The following is a 21,310-nucleotide window of genomic DNA, read 5'->3' as shown; positions in this document are numbered from 1 at the left end:
CAAACCTTTCTAACATTCTCTAAGGGATTTCAACTGCTCCCCATTTTCATCAAAATTATCTGGACTCAACCACGATTCAAAACGAGCTTTGACCTTTGGCCAGTCCTTATCAATCATAGACATCCAGTCCGTATCCCTAGTACGCCCTTTATAAATAACAGCTTGACGGAAAGTGCCTTCGTAGATAAAACCCAAACGTTCTGCCGCTTTTCTAGAAGGTAGATTTAGTGCATCACATTTCCACTCATAACGGCGATAGTTGAGCTCTTCAAAGACATAACGAGCTAGCAAATAGTGGGCTTCTGTTCCCATCCTGGTCTGTTTAAGAGCCGGAGAAAATGTCACCGCGCCAACTTCAATCACGCGATTGGCTTGGTCAATGCGCATGAGAGAAAAAGTCCCCAGCGCCTTTCCAGTCACTTTATCGATAATCGCATAATAGAAGCGATCCTTGCGCTCAATCATCTGCTTTAAAGCAACAATTAATTCTTCAAGATTTTCTACTGGTGGTTGAAAGAGATAGGTCCACATCTCTCGAGGTGATTCTGGACCATAAACAGCCAGCAAATCCTCCGCATGCTTTTCCACTGACAGAGCTTCGATAATCGTATACTGTCCTTCTATCCGTACAAGCGACGGTAACACTTCAGGTGTATCGTCTACAGGTTCACCAATCATCTGACCATATTCATTTACAGGCATAGCTTTCTCCTTATCTCACACTTATAAGTTTAAAGATGTGAATAGTATATCACATCTCACACATAATATTCAAAAAATCCTCCAGTCTATGGAGGATTGATCAAATATGGAAACAAGTGAGTTAATGCCCCCTGTGCTTCTCTCTACGTTTTTGCTGTTTGCGTTCGAATTTCTCTTGTTTGAGCAATTGCTTTTGGACACTAGATTGATGTTTTGAAATCTTTTTCCTTTCCTCATACTGCAACTGCAATAGTTCTTTCGACTTGGAAGAAACTTTTTGATTTACTTGTTTCCTCACCATTCGTTGTAATCGTTTAGGATTCTTGATTTTTACATGTTGCTTAACTGTAGTTTCTGGACTAAAAGATAATTGAGTAAACTGAGTCTGTAAAATCTCTAGAATTTCATCATCTTTTGGCTCCTGACCAAATGTCACACGACAAACTTGATAAGTTTCTCGATACACTTGTTCAAACAAACCATGCCAAAATCCATCTTCAAAATAAACTGTCAATCCAATTGAAATTGTTTCCACAACAGCACCTCCTTAAATCTATCCCTAAGAATGGACAACCAAGGAGGAAGGTTACTGATAGGCTTGCCTACGTCTGGACTACCAACCAGAACTGTGTTTTTATCTTAGTTGGAACTATTATAGCATATTTATAATCTTATGTTATTGCTTCTTCAAATACCTATCAAAAAAATGAATCGTAGCCAACCAAGAATCCTTACTCTCTTTCATCAATAAACGCCAATCTTTTCGATAACGATGATTTGGTTGATAAGCCACCGTCAACATGTGACCTGTTTCATGGTATTTTTTAAATGTAATGTGGTGTCCTTTATAGTGTGAAACAATCTCATCAATTGCTGACGAGGTATCCCATATTTCATCAACAGTACTTCCGAGCAATAAGATTGGTGAATGCATTTGACCAATATCTATCCTAGCAGAGCAATCTTTAGGGAAGGATTTTTTTAAAAGTTTGCTGAACAGATAATCTCTAAGTCGAAACTTATGATAGGGAAGTTCTCTTTGCAAATACGTCCAAGAAGAAGTATGAGAGTTCCATTTCCCTTCTATTCCTTCATACACCACATCAGAGGGTGAATTTAGTACCAAACATTGAACGTCATTAAAAATGCTCTCCTCAGCTAAAACTAACTCTGCTCCCTTAGAACGTCCATAGATTCCAATTCTTTCACTATCTACTTGATGATGCTGACGTAGATAATCCTTTGCTTCCACAAGGCACTCTAAAGGAATACGTTCCAAATGTTTTGGCAACCCCTCTAAACCAAAGTAGGCAACTGCTAGGCAAATATAACCTCTAGAAGATAGAAGCTGAGCTATATTCTGTGCCTTTTCAATCCTTCCTTCACTACCGCTCACAATAATCAATGCTGGTGCTTTTATTGCCTTTTTATCATAAAAGAGTCTCCCTTGAAAATGTTTCCCGTAAATATCTTGATGACTAATTTGCGAACTCATGTAATGTCTTGTGAAAGTTCTCTCTGCGACGACAGTATTACCTTGTATAATTTTGACTTCCACAAAAAAATGATCTAATAAGGGAATTTTAGAAAGAGATTTTGACAGTTTCTTTTCCTTATTGGTCAAGGGCTTGGCATTAAAGAATAACCCCATTGTTGCAATATCTTCATCAGAGCCAGCACAAGATGGAGTTTGTGAAATATCAATAATACCATTCTTATCTGATACAAAAGTCGCTGTTGATTTCCATAAAACATCATGAGCTAATAGCATGGGAGCATTGATACAATAATAATCGGATAGAAACATTTCGACTTGATATGTTTCTCTTGGTTTTAAGCCATCGATGACAATATTAAAAGATTCGTCTGCTAAATCAGACTCTGAAATCAGTTCAATTTTTATATTCATATCTTCCTCTTTTTGTTAATATGATTAACAATACGGTTTTAAAATTACCGTGATTTTTACCACGGTAATTCTTGCCATACCTTTTCAACATCATCCATCAATTTCATAATCATTTGAAGGTCCTTTTCACTATAGTTTTTTAAAACTGAAAAAATGGCCTTTTCAATATGTTCTTGCTGCTCTTTATGGATATTAAAAACGTCAACACCTTTTTTGGATAATATCAGATATTTATTTTTTTCATTATCCGGTGCAAATTCAAAAGTAACGAGGTCTTTCTTGGTTAAACGTCTAACACTCTGAGTAATGGCACTCCTAGATACTTCAAGTAACTCAGATAATTTCACTAGATTCACAGGCTGATTGCGACCTATCAGGTCGATCAAATGGACTTCATTAATAGTGATTGATTTATCAATACTGTTCCTATGCTGAGCTTTTTTCAACTGTTCAAAAGCTAAAGCAAAGCTGTTAAAACGATTATTAAACTTATGCAGTTCTTTCTTATTCATAGCGCCTCTCTTTTGTTAATGATATTAACAAAAATGCTATTTATTGTCAAGCTGAGCCTAAAAAATCCTCCAGAACTTAGCTCTGAAGGATTTTTAAATTTATTTCGTTACGATATTTACGAGTTTAGTTGGCTCAAACAGTTTGGGGAACTGTTTGAGGTTGCAAATGAGCAAATAAATTGGTTATTTAACAACAATGTTAACTAATTTATTCGGTACCGCAATCACTTTCACAATTTCTTTGCCATCGATCTCTGCTTTGACTTTTTCGTTAGCCAGAGCGATTTCTTGCAATTCTTCACGTGAAAGGTCCTTCGCAACCATGAGTTTAGCACGAACTTTTCCTTTGATTTGAACGACGATTTCGATTTCGTCTTCAACCAATTTGCTTTCATCCCATGTTGGCCAAGCCACGTAAGAGATAGACTCACCTGTTGCTACGACTGTTTGCCAGAGTTCTTCTGCCAAGTGAGGTGCAAATGGTGCGATCAATTGGATAAAGCCTTTGGCGTAGTCTACATAGAGTTTGTCTTCCTTGTTAGCTGCGTTGACAAAGACCATGAGTTGGGCGATGGCTGTGTTGAATTTCATAGACTCGATTTGCTCTGTAACAGATTTAACGGTTTCGTTGTAAACCTTGTCAAGAACGCCATTGTTTTCCGCAACGATTTCTTTACTTGTAATCAAACGGTAAACACGGTCAAGGAATTTACGGCTTCCTTCCAATCCTTCTTCAGACCAAGCGATGGAAGCATCGAGTGGTCCCATGAACATTTCATAGACACGAAGGGTATCCGCACCGTATTGTTCCACCACATCATCTGGGTTGACAACGTTCTTGAGGGATTTAGACATCTTGGCTGGTGCTTGCTCCAACTCTTCCCCTGTTTCCACATGGAAGAAGGAACCGTCACGTTTTTCAACCTTGTCAGTTGCCACAAGTGCGCCACGGTGATCACGGTAGCTTGTTCCCAAGATCATTCCTTGGTTAAAGAGTTTTTGGAATGGCTCCTTAGTTGGAACAACACCGAGGTCATAGAGGAATTTATGCCAGAAACGAGCATAAAGCAAGTGAAGAACGGCATGCTCCGCACCACCCACATAGATATCTACTGGCAACCATTGTTTGAGAAGGTCCTCATCAGCCAATTTCTCAGTATTATGTGGGTCAATATAGCGGAGGTAGTACCAGCTTGAACCAGCCCATTGTGGCATGGTGTTTGTTTCACGACGACCCTTGACACCATCTTCACGAGTCACTTCAAGCCAGTCTGCCAAGTTGGCCAGTGGGCTTTCACCAGTACCTGAAGGGCGGATGTCCTTGGTTACTGGCAAGACAAGTGGCAATTCACTTTCTGGAACAGCTGTTGAAGTTCCATCTTCCCAATGAATAATTGGGATTGGTTCACCCCAGTAACGTTGACGGCTAAAGAGCCAGTCGCGGAGGCGGTAGGTCACTTTTTCTTGACCACAGCCTTTTTCTTCCAACCAAGCCACAATTTTAGCAATGGCGTCTTCTTTATTCAATCCATCTAGGAAGTCAGAATTAACATGAAGGCCATCTTCTGTGTAGGCAGCCTCTTCAACGTTGCCTCCTTCAAGCACTTCTACGATTGGAAGGTCAAATTGTTTAGCAAATTCCCAGTCACGTTGGTCATGAGCAGGTACAGCCATAACAGCACCTGTTCCGTAGCTAGCAAGAACGTAGTCCGCAATCCAGATTGGAATTTCCTTGCCATTGACAGGATTGATGGCATAAGCTCCAGTCCAAACTCCTGTTTTTTCCTTAGCAAGGTCAGTACGAGCCAAGTCTGATTTAAGGCTGGCTTGGTGTTTGTAGTCTGCCACAGCCTCAGTTTGTTCAGGTGTCGTGATGGCATCTACTAGTTCATGTTCAGGCGCCAAAACAGTGAAGGTCGCACCAAAAAGTGTATCTGGACGAGTGGTAAAGACGGTGAATTCCTTATCTGTTCCTTTTACTTTGAAAGTGACATTGGCACCAGTTGATTTACCAATCCAGTTGCGTTGCATGTCCTTGATAGACTCTGGCCAGTCAAGGTCATCCAAGTCATTGAGCAAGCGCTCTGCATAGGCAGTGATTTTGAGCATCCATTGGCGCATTGGTTTGCGGACAACTGGATAGCCTCCACGCTCAGAGGTTCCATCTGGAAGAACTTCTTCGTTGGCGATAGCTGTACCCAATTCTTCAACCCAGTTTACTGGCACTTCCGCTTCATAGGCTAAGCCTTTTTCGTAAAGCTTGGTGAAAATCCATTGTGTCCACTTGTAGTAGTTCGGATCTGTAGTATTAACTTCACGATCCCAGTCGTAAGAGAATCCAAGCGCATTGATTTGGCGTTTGAAGTTGGCAATGTTTTCTGCTGTGAATTCCGCCGGGTCATTTCCTGTATCCATAGCGTATTGCTCTGCAGGCAAACCAAAAGCATCCCAGCCCATTGGGTGAAGGACATTGTAGCCTTGCGCACGTTTAAAACGGCTGAGGATATCAGTCGCTGTGTAACCTTCTGGGTGTCCTACGTGAAGACCCGCTCCAGATGGGTAAGGGAACATGTCGAGTGCATAAAACTTAGGTTTTGAAGCGTCTGTTCCTGTCTTAAAAGTGTGATTGTCAGCCCAGTATTTTTGCCACTTAGGCTCGATTTCTTTATGATTGTAAAAACTCATAGCGTCTCTCCAATTTTCGTGATGCTCCTATTATACCATTTTTAGGGGGAATATTGTTCCTCTTTTCGTGTTTTTTATCGTTTCTCCCTTTGAAAACTAGACTATTTTACAAATAAATTCTAAAAATTCTCTAACATATATAATTTATCATTCAATTAATTCTTCATAAATAATATAGATGCATGATAGTGCTTTTTGTGGTAGAATGTAGGAAAGAGCTTTCTCAGAAGGAGGAAAAGATGAACAAACAAACCATCGCAGTTTTAGGACCTGGTTCTTGGGGAACTGCCCTATCACAAGTCCTAAATGACAATGGTCATGAGGTACGTATTTGGGGAAACATTCCCGAGCAAATCAAAGAAATCAATACACATCATACTAACAAACACTATTTTAAGGATATTGTCTTAGATGAAAAAATTGTAGCCTACCAAGACCTAGAAGTAGCTTTGAAGGATGTAGATGCTGTTTTATTTGTTGTCCCAACCAAGGTTACACGACTAGTTGCCCAACAAGTGGCTGCCGTTCTTGACCATAAAGTGGTGGTCATGCATGCTTCAAAAGGTCTCGAGCCCAATAGCCACAAACGTCTTTCAACCATTCTTGAAGAAGAAATCCCTCAAGAGTTACGTAGTGAGATTGTGGTTGTATCTGGTCCTAGCCATGCGGAAGAAACGATTGTACGCGACATTACCTTGATTACGGCTGCATCCAAGGATTTACAAACTGCTCAATATGTTCAGACACTCTTTAGTAACCACTACTTCCGCCTTTATACCAATACGGATGTTATCGGAGTGGAAACAGCTGGTGCTCTTAAAAATATTATTGCTGTTGGTGCAGGTGCCCTCCATGGACTTGGATTTGGTGATAATGCAAAAGCTGCTATTATCACGCGCGGGCTGGCAGAAATTACCCGTCTGGGTGTTAAACTTGGAGCAAATCCATTAACTTACAGTGGTCTTTCTGGAGTTGGGGATTTAATCGTTACAGGAACTTCTGTCCACTCACGTAACTGGCGTGCTGGAGATGCTCTTGGGCGTGGCGAAGCCTTGGCAGATATCGAAGCAAATATGGGAATGGTCATTGAAGGAATTTCAACAACCAAAGCTGCTTACGAATTAGCACAAGAGCTAGGAGTTTATATGCCTATTACCCAAGCCATCTACCAAGTTATTTATGAAAATGTTAATATTAAGGATGCCGTTTCTGAACTCATGAGCAATGAGTTCAAGGCAGAGAACGAGTGGTCTTAACCCACATTTAGAAAGGAATCTCATGATGCAAAAAGTTAGAAAAGCCGTTATCCCTGCTGCAGGACTTGGAACTCGCTTCCTTCCTGCTACCAAAGCTTTAGCCAAAGAAATGTTGCCAATCGTCGATAAACCAACCATCCAGTTCATCGTTGAAGAAGCTCTTAAGTCTGGAATTGAGGACATTCTTGTGGTAACAGGAAAGTCAAAACGTTCGATCGAAGACCATTTCGACTCAAACTTTGAACTAGAATACAACCTCAAGGAAAAAGGAAAAACCGACCTTTTGAAACTAGTTGACGAAACAACTGGTATGCGTCTTCACTTCATCCGTCAAACACACCCACGTGGACTCGGAGATGCCGTCTTACAAGCAAAGGCTTTCGTCGGAAACGAACCCTTTGTGGTTATGCTTGGAGATGACCTCATGGACATCACTGATGACAAAGCTGTCCCATTGACCAAACAACTCATGAATGATTATGAGAAGACTCATGCTTCTACTATCGCTGTCATGCCTGTCCCACATGAAGAAGTTTCTTCATACGGTGTTATCGCTCCTCAAGGGGAAGGAAATGATGGTCTTTACAGTGTTGAAACCTTCGTTGAAAAGCCAGCACCTGAAGACGCACCAAGTGATTTAGCTATTATCGGTCGTTACCTTCTCACACCTGAAATTTTCGGCATCCTCGAAAGTCAAAAACCAGGTGCAGGAAATGAAATTCAACTAACAGATGCTATCGATACACTTAATAAAACCCAACGAGTATTTGCTCGTGAGTTTAAAGGTTCACGTTACGATGTCGGGGACAAGTTTGGGTTTATGAAGACTTCCATCGAATACGCCCTTAAACACCCACAAGTCAAAGACCACTTGAAGGACTACTTGATTGATCTTGGAAAAGAACTTTCAGGAGAAAAATAAACAATTTGTCAAACAGTCAGATTTAGCTCAAATCTGGCTTTTTTCAATGTCTAAATTTCGAACTCCAATCCCTATCCAAATCCCTGTTCTAAGCCTAATTTCTTGCAATAATTGCTTTTATGGTATAATAATAAAGAGTGAGGAATTCTATGAACAAACATGTAACAAGAATCAAACAAAAAGGACTGGCCTTACTTGGGTCTCTAAAATTAACAATTTCTAAAATGAATACAAAGAAAAAGAGTGGAAAAATTTCTAAGAAGAAAAAGCAAACGCAAACACCATTCGATATCTGGGCTTTATTTGCAAAAATTTTACTTGGAATAAAGGCAACTTTTAACACACTTTTCATCCTAGCTTTTATTGGCGGTCTCCTTGGAACAGGGGTTGCCTTAGGTTATGCTGTTTCTCTCTTTGATCAAGTTAGTGTCCCTCAAACGGAGGATTTGATCAAGCAGGTCAATAATATTTCATCCATCTCTGAAATTCGCTATGCAGATGGTTCCATGATTAGCGCTATTGAAAGCGATCTACTTCGCACATCTGTGTCATCAGATGACATCTCAGATAATCTCAAGCAAGCTATCGTTGCAACCGAGGATGAACACTTTGCAGAGCACAACGGTGTTGTTCCTAAAGCGGTTATTCGCGCCAGTCTAGGAAAATTCATCGGACTTGGTTCTTCCAGTGGAGGATCTACCCTAACACAACAGCTCATCAAACAACAAGTGGTTGGTGATGCTCCTACACTTGCTCGTAAAGCCAGTGAAATCGTGGATGCCTTGGCCTTAGAAAGAGCCATGAGCAAGGACGAAATCCTAACCACCTACCTCAACGTTGCACCTTTTGGACGCAATAACAAGGGTCAAAATATCGCAGGTGCTCAACAAGCTGCCAAAGGGATTTTTGGGGTGGATGCAAGCAAGCTAACCATTCCTCAAGCGGCTTTCCTAGCAGGTTTACCACAAAGCCCTATTTCCTACTCACCTTATGAATCTACTGGTGAAATGAAGAGCGAAGAAGATATTAAACTCGGTATCAAGCGCTCAAAAGATGTTCTCTACAATATGTATCGAACAGGAGTCCTCAGCCAGGAAGACTATGAAACCTACAAGACTTATGACATTAAGCAAGACTTCTTGCCATCAGAAAATGCTAGCGTTACCTCTAAAGGCTTCCTCTACTTCACTGCACTCGATGAGGCTACCAAGATTATGTATGATTATCTGGTGCAAAAGGACAATGTTTCTGACCAAGAACTACAGAACGAATCTATCCGAAAATCTTATCAAGAATTGGCTGAAAAAGAAATCCAAAACGGTGGTTACCGAATTACAACTACCATCGATAAAACGATTCATACTGCTATGCAAAATGCCGTAACAAACTACGGATACCTTCTAAATGATAGCTCGGGTCAACCTGAAGTTGGGAATGTCTTGATGGACAATCAAACTGGGGCGATTTTAGGGTTTGTAGGTGGACGAGATTATCAGACCAATCAAAACAATCACGCCTTCGATACCAAACGTTCCCCCGCCTCCACTACCAAGCCACTCTTGGCCTACGGTATTGCTATCGACCAAGGGCTTATGGGAAGTGCTAGCATCCTCTCAAACTATCCAACAAACTTCTCTAACGGAACTCCGATCATGCATGTCAACAGTCCTGGAACAGCCATGATAGACCTTAAAGAAGCTCTCAACTATTCTTGGAACATCCCAGCTTACTGGACCTACAGAATGCTCCGTGAAAAAGGGGTTGATGTCCGTTCTTATATGGAAAAAATGGGCTATGAAATCCCAGAATATGGCATTGAAAGTCTTCCAATGGGAGGAGGAATTGAAGTTACTGTAGCCCAGCACACCAATGGCTACCAAACGCTAGCGAACAATGGTACCTATCATAAGAAATACATGATCTCAAAAATTGAGAAAACGAGTGGTGAGGTTCTCTATGAACATCAGGCTAAACCCATCCAAGTATACTCTAAAGCTACTGCAACCATTATGCAGAGTTTGCTAAGAGATGTGCTTTCATCTCGAGTCACTACAAGCTTCCAAACGGATCTGACTTCTATCAATTCCAGTCTAGCAGGTGCTGACTGGATCGGAAAAACTGGTACAACCAATGAAGAAGGGGATATGTGGCTAATGGTCTCTACTCCAAGATTAACCCTTGGAGGCTGGGTTGGACATGATGATAACAGCCCTCTAGCCCAGGGAGCATACTACCGCAATGCAAAATACATGGCTCATCTGGTAAATGCCATCCAGCAAGCATCTCCTTCTGCTTGGGGTTCAGAACGTTTCAAACTCGATTCAAGTGTCACTTCATCACAAGTCCTCAAATCAACTGGTCAAAAGCCAGGAAAGGTGACTATCAATGGGAAAGAAATTAATCTAAGCGGAGAAACGGTGACTAGCTACTGGGCTAACCAAGCTGGCGCGCCGACTACCACTTATAAATTCGCTATTGGTGGAAGCGATTCTGACTACCAAAATGCTTGGAACACCATTTTAGGAAGTCTGCCAAAAGTATCTTCTTCCTCATCAAACAATAGCAGTAACAATAACAACAATAATAGTAATAGTCGTAATAATCGTAATAATACTTCTAATAGTAACGGGAACAATAATAGTAGCTCTAGTTCCAATAACAGAAGTAGCAATCAACGGCGCTAACTAGCACAATCATTGAGAGTGGGAAAGAAATGATTTTCTCAACTCTCTTTTTTCTTTCTTCGTTTCATGGTACAATAGCAACATGAATAAATATCAAAAGAATATTTTTAAGGGAACCATTTATTCTCTCCTTTCTGGCTTGATCTGGGGGATCTGCGGAATTTTAGGAGAGTACTTTTTTTCACATTATCAAGTATCTTCAGGGTGGATTACTTCTATGCGTCTACTCGTCGCTGGTAGTTTCGTAATCGTCTTATCTAGCCTTAAACTCCGGTCCCAGCTTTTCGAGATCTGGAGAAATCGAAACAATTACCTTCCTTTTCTGGCCTATGCTATCTTAGGGATCTTCTCCGTTCAGTATTTCTTCTATCTCTGTGTGGAGTACTCCAATGCTACAACTGCAACCATCCTACAATTTATCAGTCCTGTCTTCATTCTTATCTACAACCGCATTATCTACAAGAAAAAAGCTTCTAAAAAAGCGATCTTCTATGTTCTGACTGCTATGCTTGGGGTCTTTTTGATGGCTACCAAAGGCGATTTGTCTAAGCTATCCATCACTCCTCTTGCTTTACTGACTGGACTTCTCAGTGCCCTAGGCGTCATGTTCAATGTCATCTTACCCCAACGTTTCGCTAAAAAATACGGTTTTGTGCCAACTGTTGGCTGGGGAATGATTATCGCTGGACTTTTTAGTAATTTTCTCTACCCCGTTTATAAGATTAGCTTCCAGGTTGATGCCATCAGTATCTGTATTTGTTTGACCATTGCCTTTTTGGGAACTGCCTTTGCCTTTTTCCTATCGATGAAGGCCGTCTCTCTCGTTTCCCCATTGGTGGTCTCGGTCGTTAGCGCAAGCGAACCTCTATCCTCTGCTATCCTCAGTGTCCTTTTCCTTGGCATGGTTCTGGATGGTTTCTTGGTACTAGCCATGATTTTGATTATCATTCCTATGGTTTTCTTGTCCATTGAAGAATCTAAATCCAAGAATTAAACACCTTCTTTTAACACTTAAGGCTTCAAAATTGAAGCCTTTTTTGGTAGAATAGTAAGCATTACAAAGAGTGAGGAGACACCTATGACTGCTACAAAAATGAATGCTCAAGAAATTATCCAATTTATCGCAAATGCTGAGAAAAAGACAAGTGTAAAAGTGACCTTTGAGGGACAACTTGCCGGAGCTATCCCTGCTTCTGTTATCAAGCTTGGGAATGTTCTCTTTGGAGACTGGAAAGATATCGCTCCACTTCTTGATGGACTAACAGAAAACAAGGACTATGTTGTTGAACAAGACGCTCGCAACTCGGCTGTACCTCTCCTTGATAAACGTGATATCAATGCTCGTATCGAGCCAGGCGCTATCATCCGTGACCAAGTTGAGATTGGTGACAATGCTGTTATCATGATGGGTGCTGTTATCAATATCGGTGCTGAAATCGGTGCTGGCACTATGATTGATATGGGAGCTATTCTGGGCGGACGCGCTATTGTCGGTAAAAATAGCCACGTTGGTGCAGGTGCTGTTCTTGCAGGCGTTATCGAGCCAGCTAGTGCTGAGCCTGTCCGTGTCGGTGACAATGTTCTCATCGGTGCTAACGCTGTGGTTATCGAAGGTGTTCAAATTGGTAGCGGTTCTGTTGTTGCAGCAGGCGCTATCGTCACTCAAGATGTTCCAGAAAATGTTGTGGTGGCTGGGGTCCCAGCTCGTGTTATCAAGGAAATCGATAGCCAAACCCAACAAAAAACAGCGCTAGAGGATGCGCTTCGCACCTTGTAATTAGTAACAGAGGCTGAAATATTTCCAGCCTCTTTATCGTATCAATAGAAGGAAATTAACTATGTTAGATTTGATTCAAACTCGACGCGATCTTCACCAAATTCCCGAGATTGGTTTAGAAGAATTCAAGACTCACGCTTATTTACTCAATGTCATTGAGAAATTAACAGCTGGTAAGGATTTTGTTCAGATTCGTACCTGGCGAACAGGTATTTTAGTTTACTTGCAGGGAAGTCAGCCAGAACGTACCATTGGTTGGCGGACAGACATTGATGGCCTCCCAATCGTTGAACAAACAGGCCTTCCTTTTGCCTCTCAACATCCAGACCGCATGCATGCTTGTGGGCATGATTTTCACATGACTATTGCACTTGGAAGTCTCGAACGTGCTTTAGAAAAACAACCAAAAAACAACCTCCTCTTTCTCTTCCAACCTGCGGAAGAAAATGAGGCAGGCGGTATGCTCATGTATGAAGATGATGCCTTTGGTGACTGGTTGCCTGACCAATTCTATGGACTCCATGTTCGCCCCGACTTAAAAGTTGGACAAATTGCGACCAATACTCATACACTCTTTGCTGGAACATGTGAAGTTAAGATTCGCTTTAAGGGTAAAGGCGGACACGCTGCCTTTCCACATGAAGCCAACGACGCTCTGGTTGCAGCTAGCTATTTTGTCACTCAAGTTCAGTCAGTTGTCAGCCGTAATGTCGATCCTATCGAGGGAGCTGTCGTCACTTTCGGTGTTTTTCAAGCTGGTACAACCAATAATGTCATAGCTGATACAGCTTTCTTGCATGGAACCATTCGAGCTCTCACACACAGCATGAGCCTCTTGGTTCAAAAACGTGTCAAAGCTATCGCTGAAGGTGTCGCAGCTGCTTTTGATATGGATGTGGAAGTTGAACTCAAGCAGGGAGGTTATTTACCAGTTGAAAACAACCCTGAACTAGCCTGTGAATTGATGACCTTCTTTGATGAAAAAGAGGGAATTGAACTAATCGACATCGAACCTGCCATGACAGGGGAAGACTTTGGGTATCTTCTATCAAAGGTTCCTGGTGTCATGTTCTGGCTTGGAATTGATAGTCCCTATGCTCTTCACCATCCAAAGATGAGTCCTAAAGAAGAAGCTCTGGTAATCGGTGTTGAAGCTGTATCAAGTTTTTTAGCCAAGAAAGCTGCGGAGTAAACTATGAAAAAAAGCTTACGCAAGCAGGTCTTACAAGAACTCAAAGCTCTTTCTAAAGAAAAAAAGCAGAGCATGAACGATTGGCTAACAGAGCGGCTCCTTCAACATCCTTTTTATAAGGAAGCAAAAACCATCGCCACTTACCTGTCTTTTCCCCATGAATTTCAGACAGCTGAGCTCATCGAACAAGCTCAAAAAGATGGGAAGACTATCCTCATTCCCAAAACCTATCCACATGGGAAAATGGACTTGGTGCTCTATGAACCAGAGAAGCTCGAAAGAAACTCTTTTGGTCTCCTTGAACCTCAGGGGGAAGCTATTGTCTTTGAGCCTTCTCAGATTGACTTGATCCATGTTCCCGGTTTAGCTTTCAACACTTCTGGCTATCGAGTTGGTTACGGAGGTGGCTACTACGACCGTTACTTGGAGCATTTTTCTGGTCACACCATTAGTACACTTTATCCTTGTCAGATTCAGGATTTCCATCCTGATCCACATGATATTCCCGTTGAGGAGGTACTCATCTATGAAAGAAATTTTTGATCGTCGATATCCTGTCACGAGCTTCTTTCTTCTCGTGACCACCCTGGTTTTTATACTCATGTTTCTAACCAGTGGTTTCAATTACACAAGCGCAGCTACCTTGTATAAATTCGGAGCTGTTTATCCCCCAGCAATTAAGGCCATGCCTGAACAAATCTGGCGCTTATTCTCCGCGACATTTGTCCACATTGGCTTGGAGCACTTTTTAGTCAATATGCTATCCCTCTACTTCTTGGGACGTCAGATGGAGCAAATCTTTGGATCCAAACAGTTTTTCTTTATCTACCTTCTATCAGGTATGATGGGAAATCTCTTTGTCCTAGTTTTTAGTCCCAATGCCATTACTGCTGGTGCTTCAACTGCCCTCTACGGCATGTTCGCTTCTATTGTCGTTCTCCGTTATGCCTCACGCAACCCCTATCTTCAACAGCTCGGTCAATCCTACCTCTCCCTCTTAGTCATCAACCTAGTAGGTAGTGTTTTAATGCCAGGAATCAGCCTTGCTGGACATGTAGGTGGAGCTGTCGGCGGCGCATTACTAGCTATCGTCTTCCCAGTTCTAGGCGAACGAAAGATATACAGCCCAGGCCAACGTGGTCTTGCAACCCTAGCTTTCATTGCTTTATCAGCCTTGATGCTTTTTATCGGACTATTATAAAACAAGAAAAACCATTGGAAACTCTCAAATCGAGGAGTTCATTTCCAATGGTTTTTTTGAATCTATTTGAAAAGTAGCTTAAAACCCATTATTATCACTGAGTTCTTTGAACCAGTGGCCTGATTTTTTCAGGCGACGTTCTTGTGTTTCTAAGTCTAGCTCGACCAAACCATAACGGTTTTTATAGCTATTGAGCCATGACCAACAATCGATAAAGGTCCAAATCAAATAGCCTTTACAGTTAGCACCGTCTTCGATAGCGCGATGAAGTTCACGAAGGTGACCTTTGACAAAGTCAATACGGTAATCATCCTGGAGCATTCCATTTTCACGGAATTTATCCTCACCTTCAACACCCATCCCATTCTCAGTCAGCATCCACTCGATATTCCCATAGTTTTCCTTGATGTTTTGGGCAATGTCATAAATCCCTTGCTCGTAGATTTCCCAACCGCGGTGTGGATTGATCTTACGACCTGGCATGACGTAAGGTTCATAGAAATGCTCAGGCAAGAGTGGGCTGTCAGGATGCTTAGCAAAACGCGGCGCCATGACACGCAAAGGTTGGTAATAATTCACTCCTAGGAAGTCAACTGTGTGCTCGCGAATAAGTTCTAACTCTTCGGCTGTGTACTCTGGTAACAAGTCATGCTCAGACAAAATTTCCACTAACTCTTCTGGATAAGCTCCTAAAACAGACGGATCTAGGAAAGATTGTGCCTGAAAGAGGTCGGCAATACGAGCAGCCTTGACATCCGCAGGATGCTGACTACGTGGATAGGCTGGTGTCAAGTTGAGGACAATCCCAATCTTAGAGCCAGGCAAGACTTCATGACAAGCCTTAACTGCAAGAGTGCTGGCTAGTTGGGTATGATAGGCAACCTTAACGGCTGCTTTGGCATCCACCTTATGAGGATAATGGGCATCATAAAAATAGCCAAACTCTACAGGAACGATAGGCTCATTGAAAGTAATCCATTGGTCCACAAGGTCACCGTAGGTCTCAAAACAGAAACGAGCATAGTCTTCATAAGCCTTAATAGTTGCCTTATTTTCCCAGCCATCGCCATCTTCTTGAAGGGCGAAAGGCAGGTCAAAGTGATAGAGATTGACTAAGAGGCAAATACCCTTGGCCTTGATGGCTTCAAATACCTGGCGGTAGAAAGCCACACCTTGAGGGTTGACTTCTCCACGGCCCTGTGGGAAAATACGAGACCACTGGATAGAAGTTCGAAAGGCTGTGTGGCCAGTTTCTAACAAAAGTTCGATATCCTTTTCCCAGTTTTCATAGAAGGTCGACGTTTTGTCTGGTCCAATACCATTGTAGTAGCGATTTGGTTCCACTTGAAACCAATAATCCCAGAGATTATCTCCCTTTCCGTCACCAGGCACTCGCCCTTCTGTCTGTGGCCCAGAAGTTGAGGAACCCCAGACAAAATCCTTTGGAAATTTTAGCATAGCACTACCTCTTTTTACGCTTTTAATGTTTATACTCTTCGAAAATCAAATTCAAACCGCGTCAACGTCGCCTTGCCGTACTCAAGTACAGCCTGCGGCTAGTTTCCTAGTTTGCTCTTTGATTTTCATTGAGTCTTACTTTCTCTCATTATAAAGAAAAAACAAGGCAAAAACTAGTTACATTTTTGTCTTGTTTTTCTTCTGATTATAGATTTTATTTATTTGTTAGGATTTCAAGAGTTTCAAGCAAGTTATCTGCGTGAACTTCGATTGTATCTCCTGTCGCCTTGATCTTCACTTCTACGATACCGTCAGCTGCTTTCTTCCCAACAGTGATACGGATTGGAAGACCAATCAAGTCGCTATCGCTGAATTTAACTCCGACACGTTCGTTACGGTCATCTGTCAAGACTTCGTAGCCTTTATTGACTAAGGCTTCTTCGATACGATTAGTCAATTCAAGACTTGCTTCGTCCTTGACATTAACTGGAATCAAATGCACATCAAACGGCGCCAATTCTTTAGGGAAATTGATTCCCCAAGCGTAACGGTATTCACCTTTAGGCGTTTTGTTAACAAAGAGACGAGCGTGTTGCTCCATAACTGCTGAAAGGAGACGGCTGACACCGATACCGTAGCAACCCATGATGATTGGCACAGCACGGCCATTTTCATCCAAGACATCTGCACCCATACTTGCTGAGTAACGAGTTCCAAGTTTGAAGATGTGACCAATTTCGATACCACGCGCAAAGTTGAGAACACCTTGTCCGTCTGGAGAAATTTCTCCCTCACGAACTTCACGGATATCCACATACTCGGCAGTGAAGTCACGACCTGGATTCACACCAGTCAAGTGGTAACCATCTTCGTTGGCACCTACAACAGCATTGCGGCTATCTTGTACCTTGCGATCTGCAATAATCTTAACATTTTCTGGAAGATTTACTGGGCCAAGGGAACCAAAGTCAGCTCCCAACAATTCTTTCACTTCTGCCTCAGTTGCAGGTTCCAAGAAATCTGCTCCAAGGTAGTTTTTCAATTTGACTTCGTTGAGCTGGTCATTGCCAACAAGTAGGGCCACAACTGGCTCCTCATCTGCGATATAAACCAAGGTCTTGATTGTTTGCTCTTCAGAGACATTCAAGAAGGATGCGACTTCATCGATAGATTTAACACCTGGTGTTTCCACGCGAGATACTTCTTCTTCAGTCACAACACGATTGCTTGGTTTGTACTCATTGGTTGCCATTTCCAAGTTAGCTGCATAGCTTGATTCACTTGAGTAGGCAATGGTATCCTCACCCGAAACCATCCATTTGAGCAATTCTGCCTTGATTTCTTCTTGCACTTGATCAGGGATTTCATCAAATGATGAGACAGACTTGTCTAAAACAACCCAACGGTCAAGGTCTGTACGAGCAGGTGTGATGGCCATAAACTCTTGGCTATCCTTACCACCCATAGCTCCACCGTCACCGATGATGGCTTTAAAGTCCAAACCACTACGAGTGAAGATACGCTCATAGGCTGCCTTGTACTCATCATAAGTTACATCCAAGCTATCGTAGTTAGCGTGGAAGCTATAACCATCTTTCATGATGAATTCGCGCGTACGGAGAAGTCCATTACGTGGACGTTTTTCATCACGGTATTTAGGTTGAATTTGGTACAAGTTCAGTGGCAATTGCTTGTAAGACTTGACAGAATCACGGACAATAGCTGTGAAAGTTTCTTCGTGAGTTGGCCCCAAGATAAAGTCTGACTTCTCACGATTTTTCAATTTGTACAAGTCCTCACCGTAGGTTTCATAACGGCCAGACTCACGCCAAAGGTCTGCACTGAGAAGGGCTGGAGCCAACATCTCAACAGCACCAATCTTGTCAAACTCTTGACGCATGATCTTCTTAGCTTTTTCGATAACACGGTTAGCAAGTGGTAGGTATGAGTAAACACCTGCTGATACTTGACGAACATAACCAGCACGCAACATAAGGGCGTGACTGATAACTTGAGCATCGCTTGGCATTTCGCGAAGCGTTGGGATAAGCATTTTACTTTGTTTCATAATGACTCCTCTATTTCTTAAAAGAAGGTACGCATGATGTCGTTCCATGTCACGGCGAGCATCAAAACGACCATAATGACAACTCCGACCAGAGTGACATAGGTTTCAATTTCTTGTTTTAGTGGTTTGCGGCGAATAGCTTCAATGATGTTAAGCACGATTTTTCCACCGTCGAGCGCAGGAATTGGAATCAGATTGAAAATTCCGATATTGATGGAAATCATAGCCAAGAAGTACAAGACATTTTCCAGTCCGTTCTTGGCAGCATCGCTACTTGCCTTAAAGATAGCAACGGGACCGCCTAGTTTATTCAAATCTGGTTGGAAGATCAAGCTTTTCAAAGCATTGAGAATTCGCAAGGCTGAATCAGCCGCAGTTGTAAATCCACCCATAAACATAGACCAGATATCTGATTTGAGTCTCGGCTGGACACCCAAAATATAACGCCCTTGGCTTTCCTCAGGTGTCACACTCACTTGTTTTTCAGTTCCATTTTCAGAGACTGTCACATCCAAAACGGGAGCTGTTTTGTCCTTGGTTTCTGCATCAACCGCCTGGATCAGATCTGACCAGTTTGAAATCTCATAACTTCCGACCTTAGTAATTTGGGCCGTATTTTCAACTCCAACCTTAGCCAATGCGCTATCTGGAATGATATTGAAATTGTTCGTTTGCGTATCACGAACGCCACCTTGCATGAAAATCAAGATCCAGAAGACGATAACTCCTAGGATAAAGTTATTCATAGGACCAGCAAAGTTAGTAATCAATTTGCCCCAGACAGTCGCATTTTGATATTGGACGTCTAAGGGAGCGATACGAACTTCCGTTCCATCAGCTTCCACAATGGTCGCATCATGGTCAACTGAGAAAGTCTTTTCCTCTTCCAAGACCAAGCCTCTAATAAAGAGTTTATCCTCAAAATCAAACTTAGTGACCTGCATGGGTAAAGCAGTCTGGTCAACCTTTTTCCCAGAGAGATTGATACGCTTAACCTTACCATCCGCTGCCAATGTTAGACTTGCAGGGGTTCCAGTCTTAATCTCTGTCGTATCTTCACCCCAACCTGCCATCCGAACGTAACCACCCAGTGGCAGGAGACGAATAGTATAAGCAGTCCCATCTTTTCCGATATGGGCAAAGATTTTGGGACCCATCCCGATGGCAAATTCACGAACCAAAATCCCGGACTTCTTAGCAAAGTAAAAATGCCCGAACTCGTGAACTACCACGATAATACCAAAAACTAGGATAAATGTTAGTAATCCTATCATTTAATTTCTATTTACCTTTCCTTAAAATAAGCCAAAGAGGTGCATAATCGGGAACACAGCCAGCATGCAATCAAAACGATCCAGTACCCCACCATGACCCGGGATAAACTTGCCTGAGTCTTTGACACCAAAGTGACGTTTCATAGCACTTTCGATCAAATCCCCCAACTGACCAGCTATACTAAAGAAAATAGCAAAGACCATCATTTTGTAAATCCCATAAGGTAAAGCAACGGTACTATCAACTAGCATAAAGATCAAAGTCACTAGCATAGCAGCCAAGATACCTCCCATAGCACCCTCTATGGTCTTGTTAGGGGAAACTCTCGGAGCTAGCTTTCTCTTACCAAACTTCATTCCTACTAGATAGGCGCCACTATCGGTTGCCCAGACCATACAAAGTCCCAAAAGCGCCTTATCCAAACCTGCGATACGAGCATCGACCAAAGCATTAAAGCCAAAGCCAACATAAAAACTCATGGCAATCGGAAAAACAGCATCCTCAATAGTATAGTTCTTGCTAAAAACTGTTGCTCCTAGCAAAATGAGAATCACGACACTATAAGCAACAACGTTCCCATCCACGGGCAAAAACTTCAGGTAGTTTTCCAAAGGAATAGTCAGAAAAAAGGTTGCTAGTAAAGTCAAGAGCCCTTCAGGCGTCATGGTATTTAACCCCTTCATACGAAGCAACTCATGGACTCCCAACATAGCCACAATCCCCATGGCAATCTGGAGCCATAAGCCACCAATCGCCAAGATTGGGATAAAGATAGCCAAGGCCAAGATAGCAAAAAGGGTTCTCTTTTGTAAATCCTGTATCATAATATCTCCTAAACTCCTCCAAAACGACGGTTGCGACGATTGTACTCGATGATAGCTTCTTTCAAGGCTTCCTCATCAAAGTCAGGCCACAAGACATCCGTGAAATAGAGCTCGCTATAAGCAGCCTGCCATGGCAAGAAATTACTCAAACGAAGTTCACCGCTGGTCCGAATAATCAAGTCAGGATCACGCAAAACTTTTGGCAAATGACCCGTAAAGAGGTATTCCCCAATCAACTCCTCTGTGATATCACCAGGATTAATCTTAGCATCTAAAACATCCTGTGCAATCAACTTGACCGCTTGTGTAATCTCAGCTCGTCCACCATAATTAAGGGCAAAATTGAGAATCAAGCCTGTATTTAACTTAGTCAGCTCCTCTGCCTTTTTCAAGGCATCAAAAGTCTGCTTCGGCAAACGCTCAGTCTCCCCAATCATTTGAATCTTCATGTTCTTCTGATGCAATTCAGGAACAAACTTATCATAAAATTCAACAGGCAAGTTCATGATAAATTTGACTTCCTGATCTGGACGGGTCCAGTTTTCAGTTGAAAAGGCATAGACTGTCAAGGCTTTGACGCCCATATCACTAGCAGCAATAGCTACCTTTCTCAAAGCATCCATCCCAGCCTTATGGCCAAAGACTCGTGGCTGCATCCGTTTTTTAGCCCAACGGCCATTCCCATCCATGATCACACCGATGTGGTCTGGCACCATTGTGGGGGTTTCTGTTGCTTTATCTTTTTTTAAAAATCCAAACATGATTGTATTCCTATTCAAAAATCTATCGTTTCATTATACCATATTTTTCACTTTTCTTCTATTATTGCCTATCATTCTACGGCG

18 protein-coding genes are annotated in these 21,310 nt (G+C 42.2%); 8 read left to right on the top strand and 10 right to left on the bottom strand.

The annotated features are described in order from the left end of the window. Positions 1-9: 9 nt before the first annotated feature. The 5 genes from HMPREF1116_RS02730 to leuS all read right to left on the bottom strand — a co-directional run bounded on the left by HMPREF1116_RS02730 (position 10) and on the right by leuS (position 5,808). Positions 10-702, bottom strand: coding sequence for a GNAT family N-acetyltransferase (locus HMPREF1116_RS02730; RefSeq protein WP_001144897.1), 693 nt, complete (start codon positions 700-702; stop codon positions 10-12). 121 nt (positions 703-823) lie between these two features. Next, positions 824-1,237, bottom strand: a complete 414-nt coding sequence (locus HMPREF1116_RS02725) for a YjdF family protein (RefSeq protein ID WP_000447946.1) — start codon at positions 1,235-1,237, stop codon at positions 824-826. A gap of 141 nt (positions 1,238-1,378) precedes the next feature. Beyond that, positions 1,379-2,611 (bottom strand): acyl-CoA thioesterase/BAAT N-terminal domain-containing protein, encoded by a 1,233-nt coding sequence (locus tag HMPREF1116_RS12195; protein WP_001022025.1) that lies wholly within the window; start codon positions 2,609-2,611, stop codon positions 1,379-1,381. Positions 2,612-2,667: 56 nt separating this feature from the next. Next, complete coding sequence (locus HMPREF1116_RS02715) at positions 2,668-3,123, bottom strand: MarR family winged helix-turn-helix transcriptional regulator (protein WP_001034370.1); 456 nt, start codon at positions 3,121-3,123, stop codon at positions 2,668-2,670. Between the two features lie 183 nt (positions 3,124-3,306). Further along, positions 3,307-5,808 carry a leucine--tRNA ligase gene (gene leuS / locus HMPREF1116_RS02710; protein WP_000011804.1) on the bottom strand — a complete coding sequence of 834 codons (2,502 nt, stop codon included), beginning with the start codon at positions 5,806-5,808 and terminating at the stop codon, positions 3,307-3,309. 239 nt (positions 5,809-6,047) lie between these two features. On the opposite strand from leuS, the gene HMPREF1116_RS02705 reads away from it, so the two are divergent. The 8 genes from HMPREF1116_RS02705 to HMPREF1116_RS02670 all read left to right on the top strand — a co-directional run bounded on the left by HMPREF1116_RS02705 (position 6,048) and on the right by HMPREF1116_RS02670 (position 14,840). Continuing rightward, the gene (locus HMPREF1116_RS02705) at positions 6,048-7,064 is read left to right on the top strand and encodes an NAD(P)H-dependent glycerol-3-phosphate dehydrogenase (protein WP_001041845.1); all 1,017 of its coding nucleotides are present in this window, start codon (positions 6,048-6,050) and stop codon (positions 7,062-7,064) included. A 25-nt stretch (positions 7,065-7,089) separates the two neighbouring features. Next, positions 7,090-7,986 carry a UTP--glucose-1-phosphate uridylyltransferase GalU gene (gene galU / locus HMPREF1116_RS02700; RefSeq protein ID WP_001174607.1) on the top strand — a complete coding sequence of 299 codons (897 nt, stop codon included), beginning with the start codon at positions 7,090-7,092 and terminating at the stop codon, positions 7,984-7,986. Positions 7,987-8,135: 149 nt separating this feature from the next. After that, positions 8,136-10,670 carry a penicillin-binding protein PBP1B gene (gene pbp1b / locus HMPREF1116_RS02695; RefSeq protein ID WP_001033003.1) on the top strand — a complete coding sequence of 845 codons (2,535 nt, stop codon included), beginning with the start codon at positions 8,136-8,138 and terminating at the stop codon, positions 10,668-10,670. Positions 10,671-10,752: 82 nt separating this feature from the next. Next, positions 10,753-11,664, top strand: a complete 912-nt coding sequence (locus HMPREF1116_RS02690; protein WP_001046385.1) for a DMT family transporter — start codon at positions 10,753-10,755, stop codon at positions 11,662-11,664. An 84-nt stretch (positions 11,665-11,748) separates the two neighbouring features. Continuing rightward, a complete protein-coding gene (gene dapD, locus HMPREF1116_RS02685; RefSeq protein ID WP_000127452.1) occupies positions 11,749-12,447 on the top strand; it encodes a 2,3,4,5-tetrahydropyridine-2,6-dicarboxylate N-acetyltransferase in 699 nt (232 codons plus the stop codon). Between the two features lie 61 nt (positions 12,448-12,508). Further along, complete coding sequence (locus HMPREF1116_RS02680; RefSeq protein ID WP_000885087.1) at positions 12,509-13,639, top strand: N-acetyldiaminopimelate deacetylase; 1,131 nt, start codon at positions 12,509-12,511, stop codon at positions 13,637-13,639. A gap of 3 nt (positions 13,640-13,642) precedes the next feature. After that, the gene (locus HMPREF1116_RS02675) at positions 13,643-14,182 is read left to right on the top strand and encodes a 5-formyltetrahydrofolate cyclo-ligase (protein WP_000749343.1); all 540 of its coding nucleotides are present in this window, start codon (positions 13,643-13,645) and stop codon (positions 14,180-14,182) included. Next, positions 14,166-14,840 (top strand): rhomboid family intramembrane serine protease, encoded by a 675-nt coding sequence (locus HMPREF1116_RS02670; protein WP_000658507.1) that lies wholly within the window; start codon positions 14,166-14,168, stop codon positions 14,838-14,840. Before HMPREF1116_RS02675 ends, HMPREF1116_RS02670 begins: the two co-directional genes overlap by 17 nt. 78 nt (positions 14,841-14,918) lie before the next feature. Here HMPREF1116_RS02670 and HMPREF1116_RS02665 read toward each other — a convergent pair whose 3' ends face one another. The 5 genes from HMPREF1116_RS02665 to HMPREF1116_RS02645 all read right to left on the bottom strand — a co-directional run bounded on the left by HMPREF1116_RS02665 (position 14,919) and on the right by HMPREF1116_RS02645 (position 21,226). Next, positions 14,919-16,298 (bottom strand): glycoside hydrolase family 1 protein, encoded by a 1,380-nt coding sequence (locus HMPREF1116_RS02665; protein ID WP_000911350.1) that lies wholly within the window; start codon positions 16,296-16,298, stop codon positions 14,919-14,921. A gap of 214 nt (positions 16,299-16,512) precedes the next feature. Further along, on the bottom strand, positions 16,513-18,366 hold the full coding sequence (locus HMPREF1116_RS02660; protein ID WP_000814014.1) for a proline--tRNA ligase: 1,854 nt from the start codon (positions 18,364-18,366) through the stop codon (positions 16,513-16,515). A gap of 17 nt (positions 18,367-18,383) precedes the next feature. Then, the gene (gene rseP, locus HMPREF1116_RS02655) at positions 18,384-19,640 is read right to left on the bottom strand and encodes an RIP metalloprotease RseP (protein ID WP_000579736.1); all 1,257 of its coding nucleotides are present in this window, start codon (positions 19,638-19,640) and stop codon (positions 18,384-18,386) included. Positions 19,641-19,661: 21 nt separating this feature from the next. After that, positions 19,662-20,465: a phosphatidate cytidylyltransferase gene (locus HMPREF1116_RS02650; RefSeq protein ID WP_000613843.1), complete on the bottom strand. Its 804-nt coding sequence runs from the start codon at positions 20,463-20,465 to the stop codon at positions 19,662-19,664. Between the two features lie 8 nt (positions 20,466-20,473). Further along, complete coding sequence (locus HMPREF1116_RS02645) at positions 20,474-21,226, bottom strand: isoprenyl transferase (protein ID WP_000466754.1); 753 nt, start codon at positions 21,224-21,226, stop codon at positions 20,474-20,476. Positions 21,227-21,310 lie beyond the last annotated feature (84 nt).

The organism is Streptococcus sp. SK140 (assembly GCF_000259525.1).
Taxonomy (GTDB): domain Bacteria; phylum Bacillota; class Bacilli; order Lactobacillales; family Streptococcaceae; genus Streptococcus.
The sequence above is the reverse complement of the archived record's forward strand: the minus strand, read 5'-3'. Positions and strand labels throughout refer to the sequence as shown.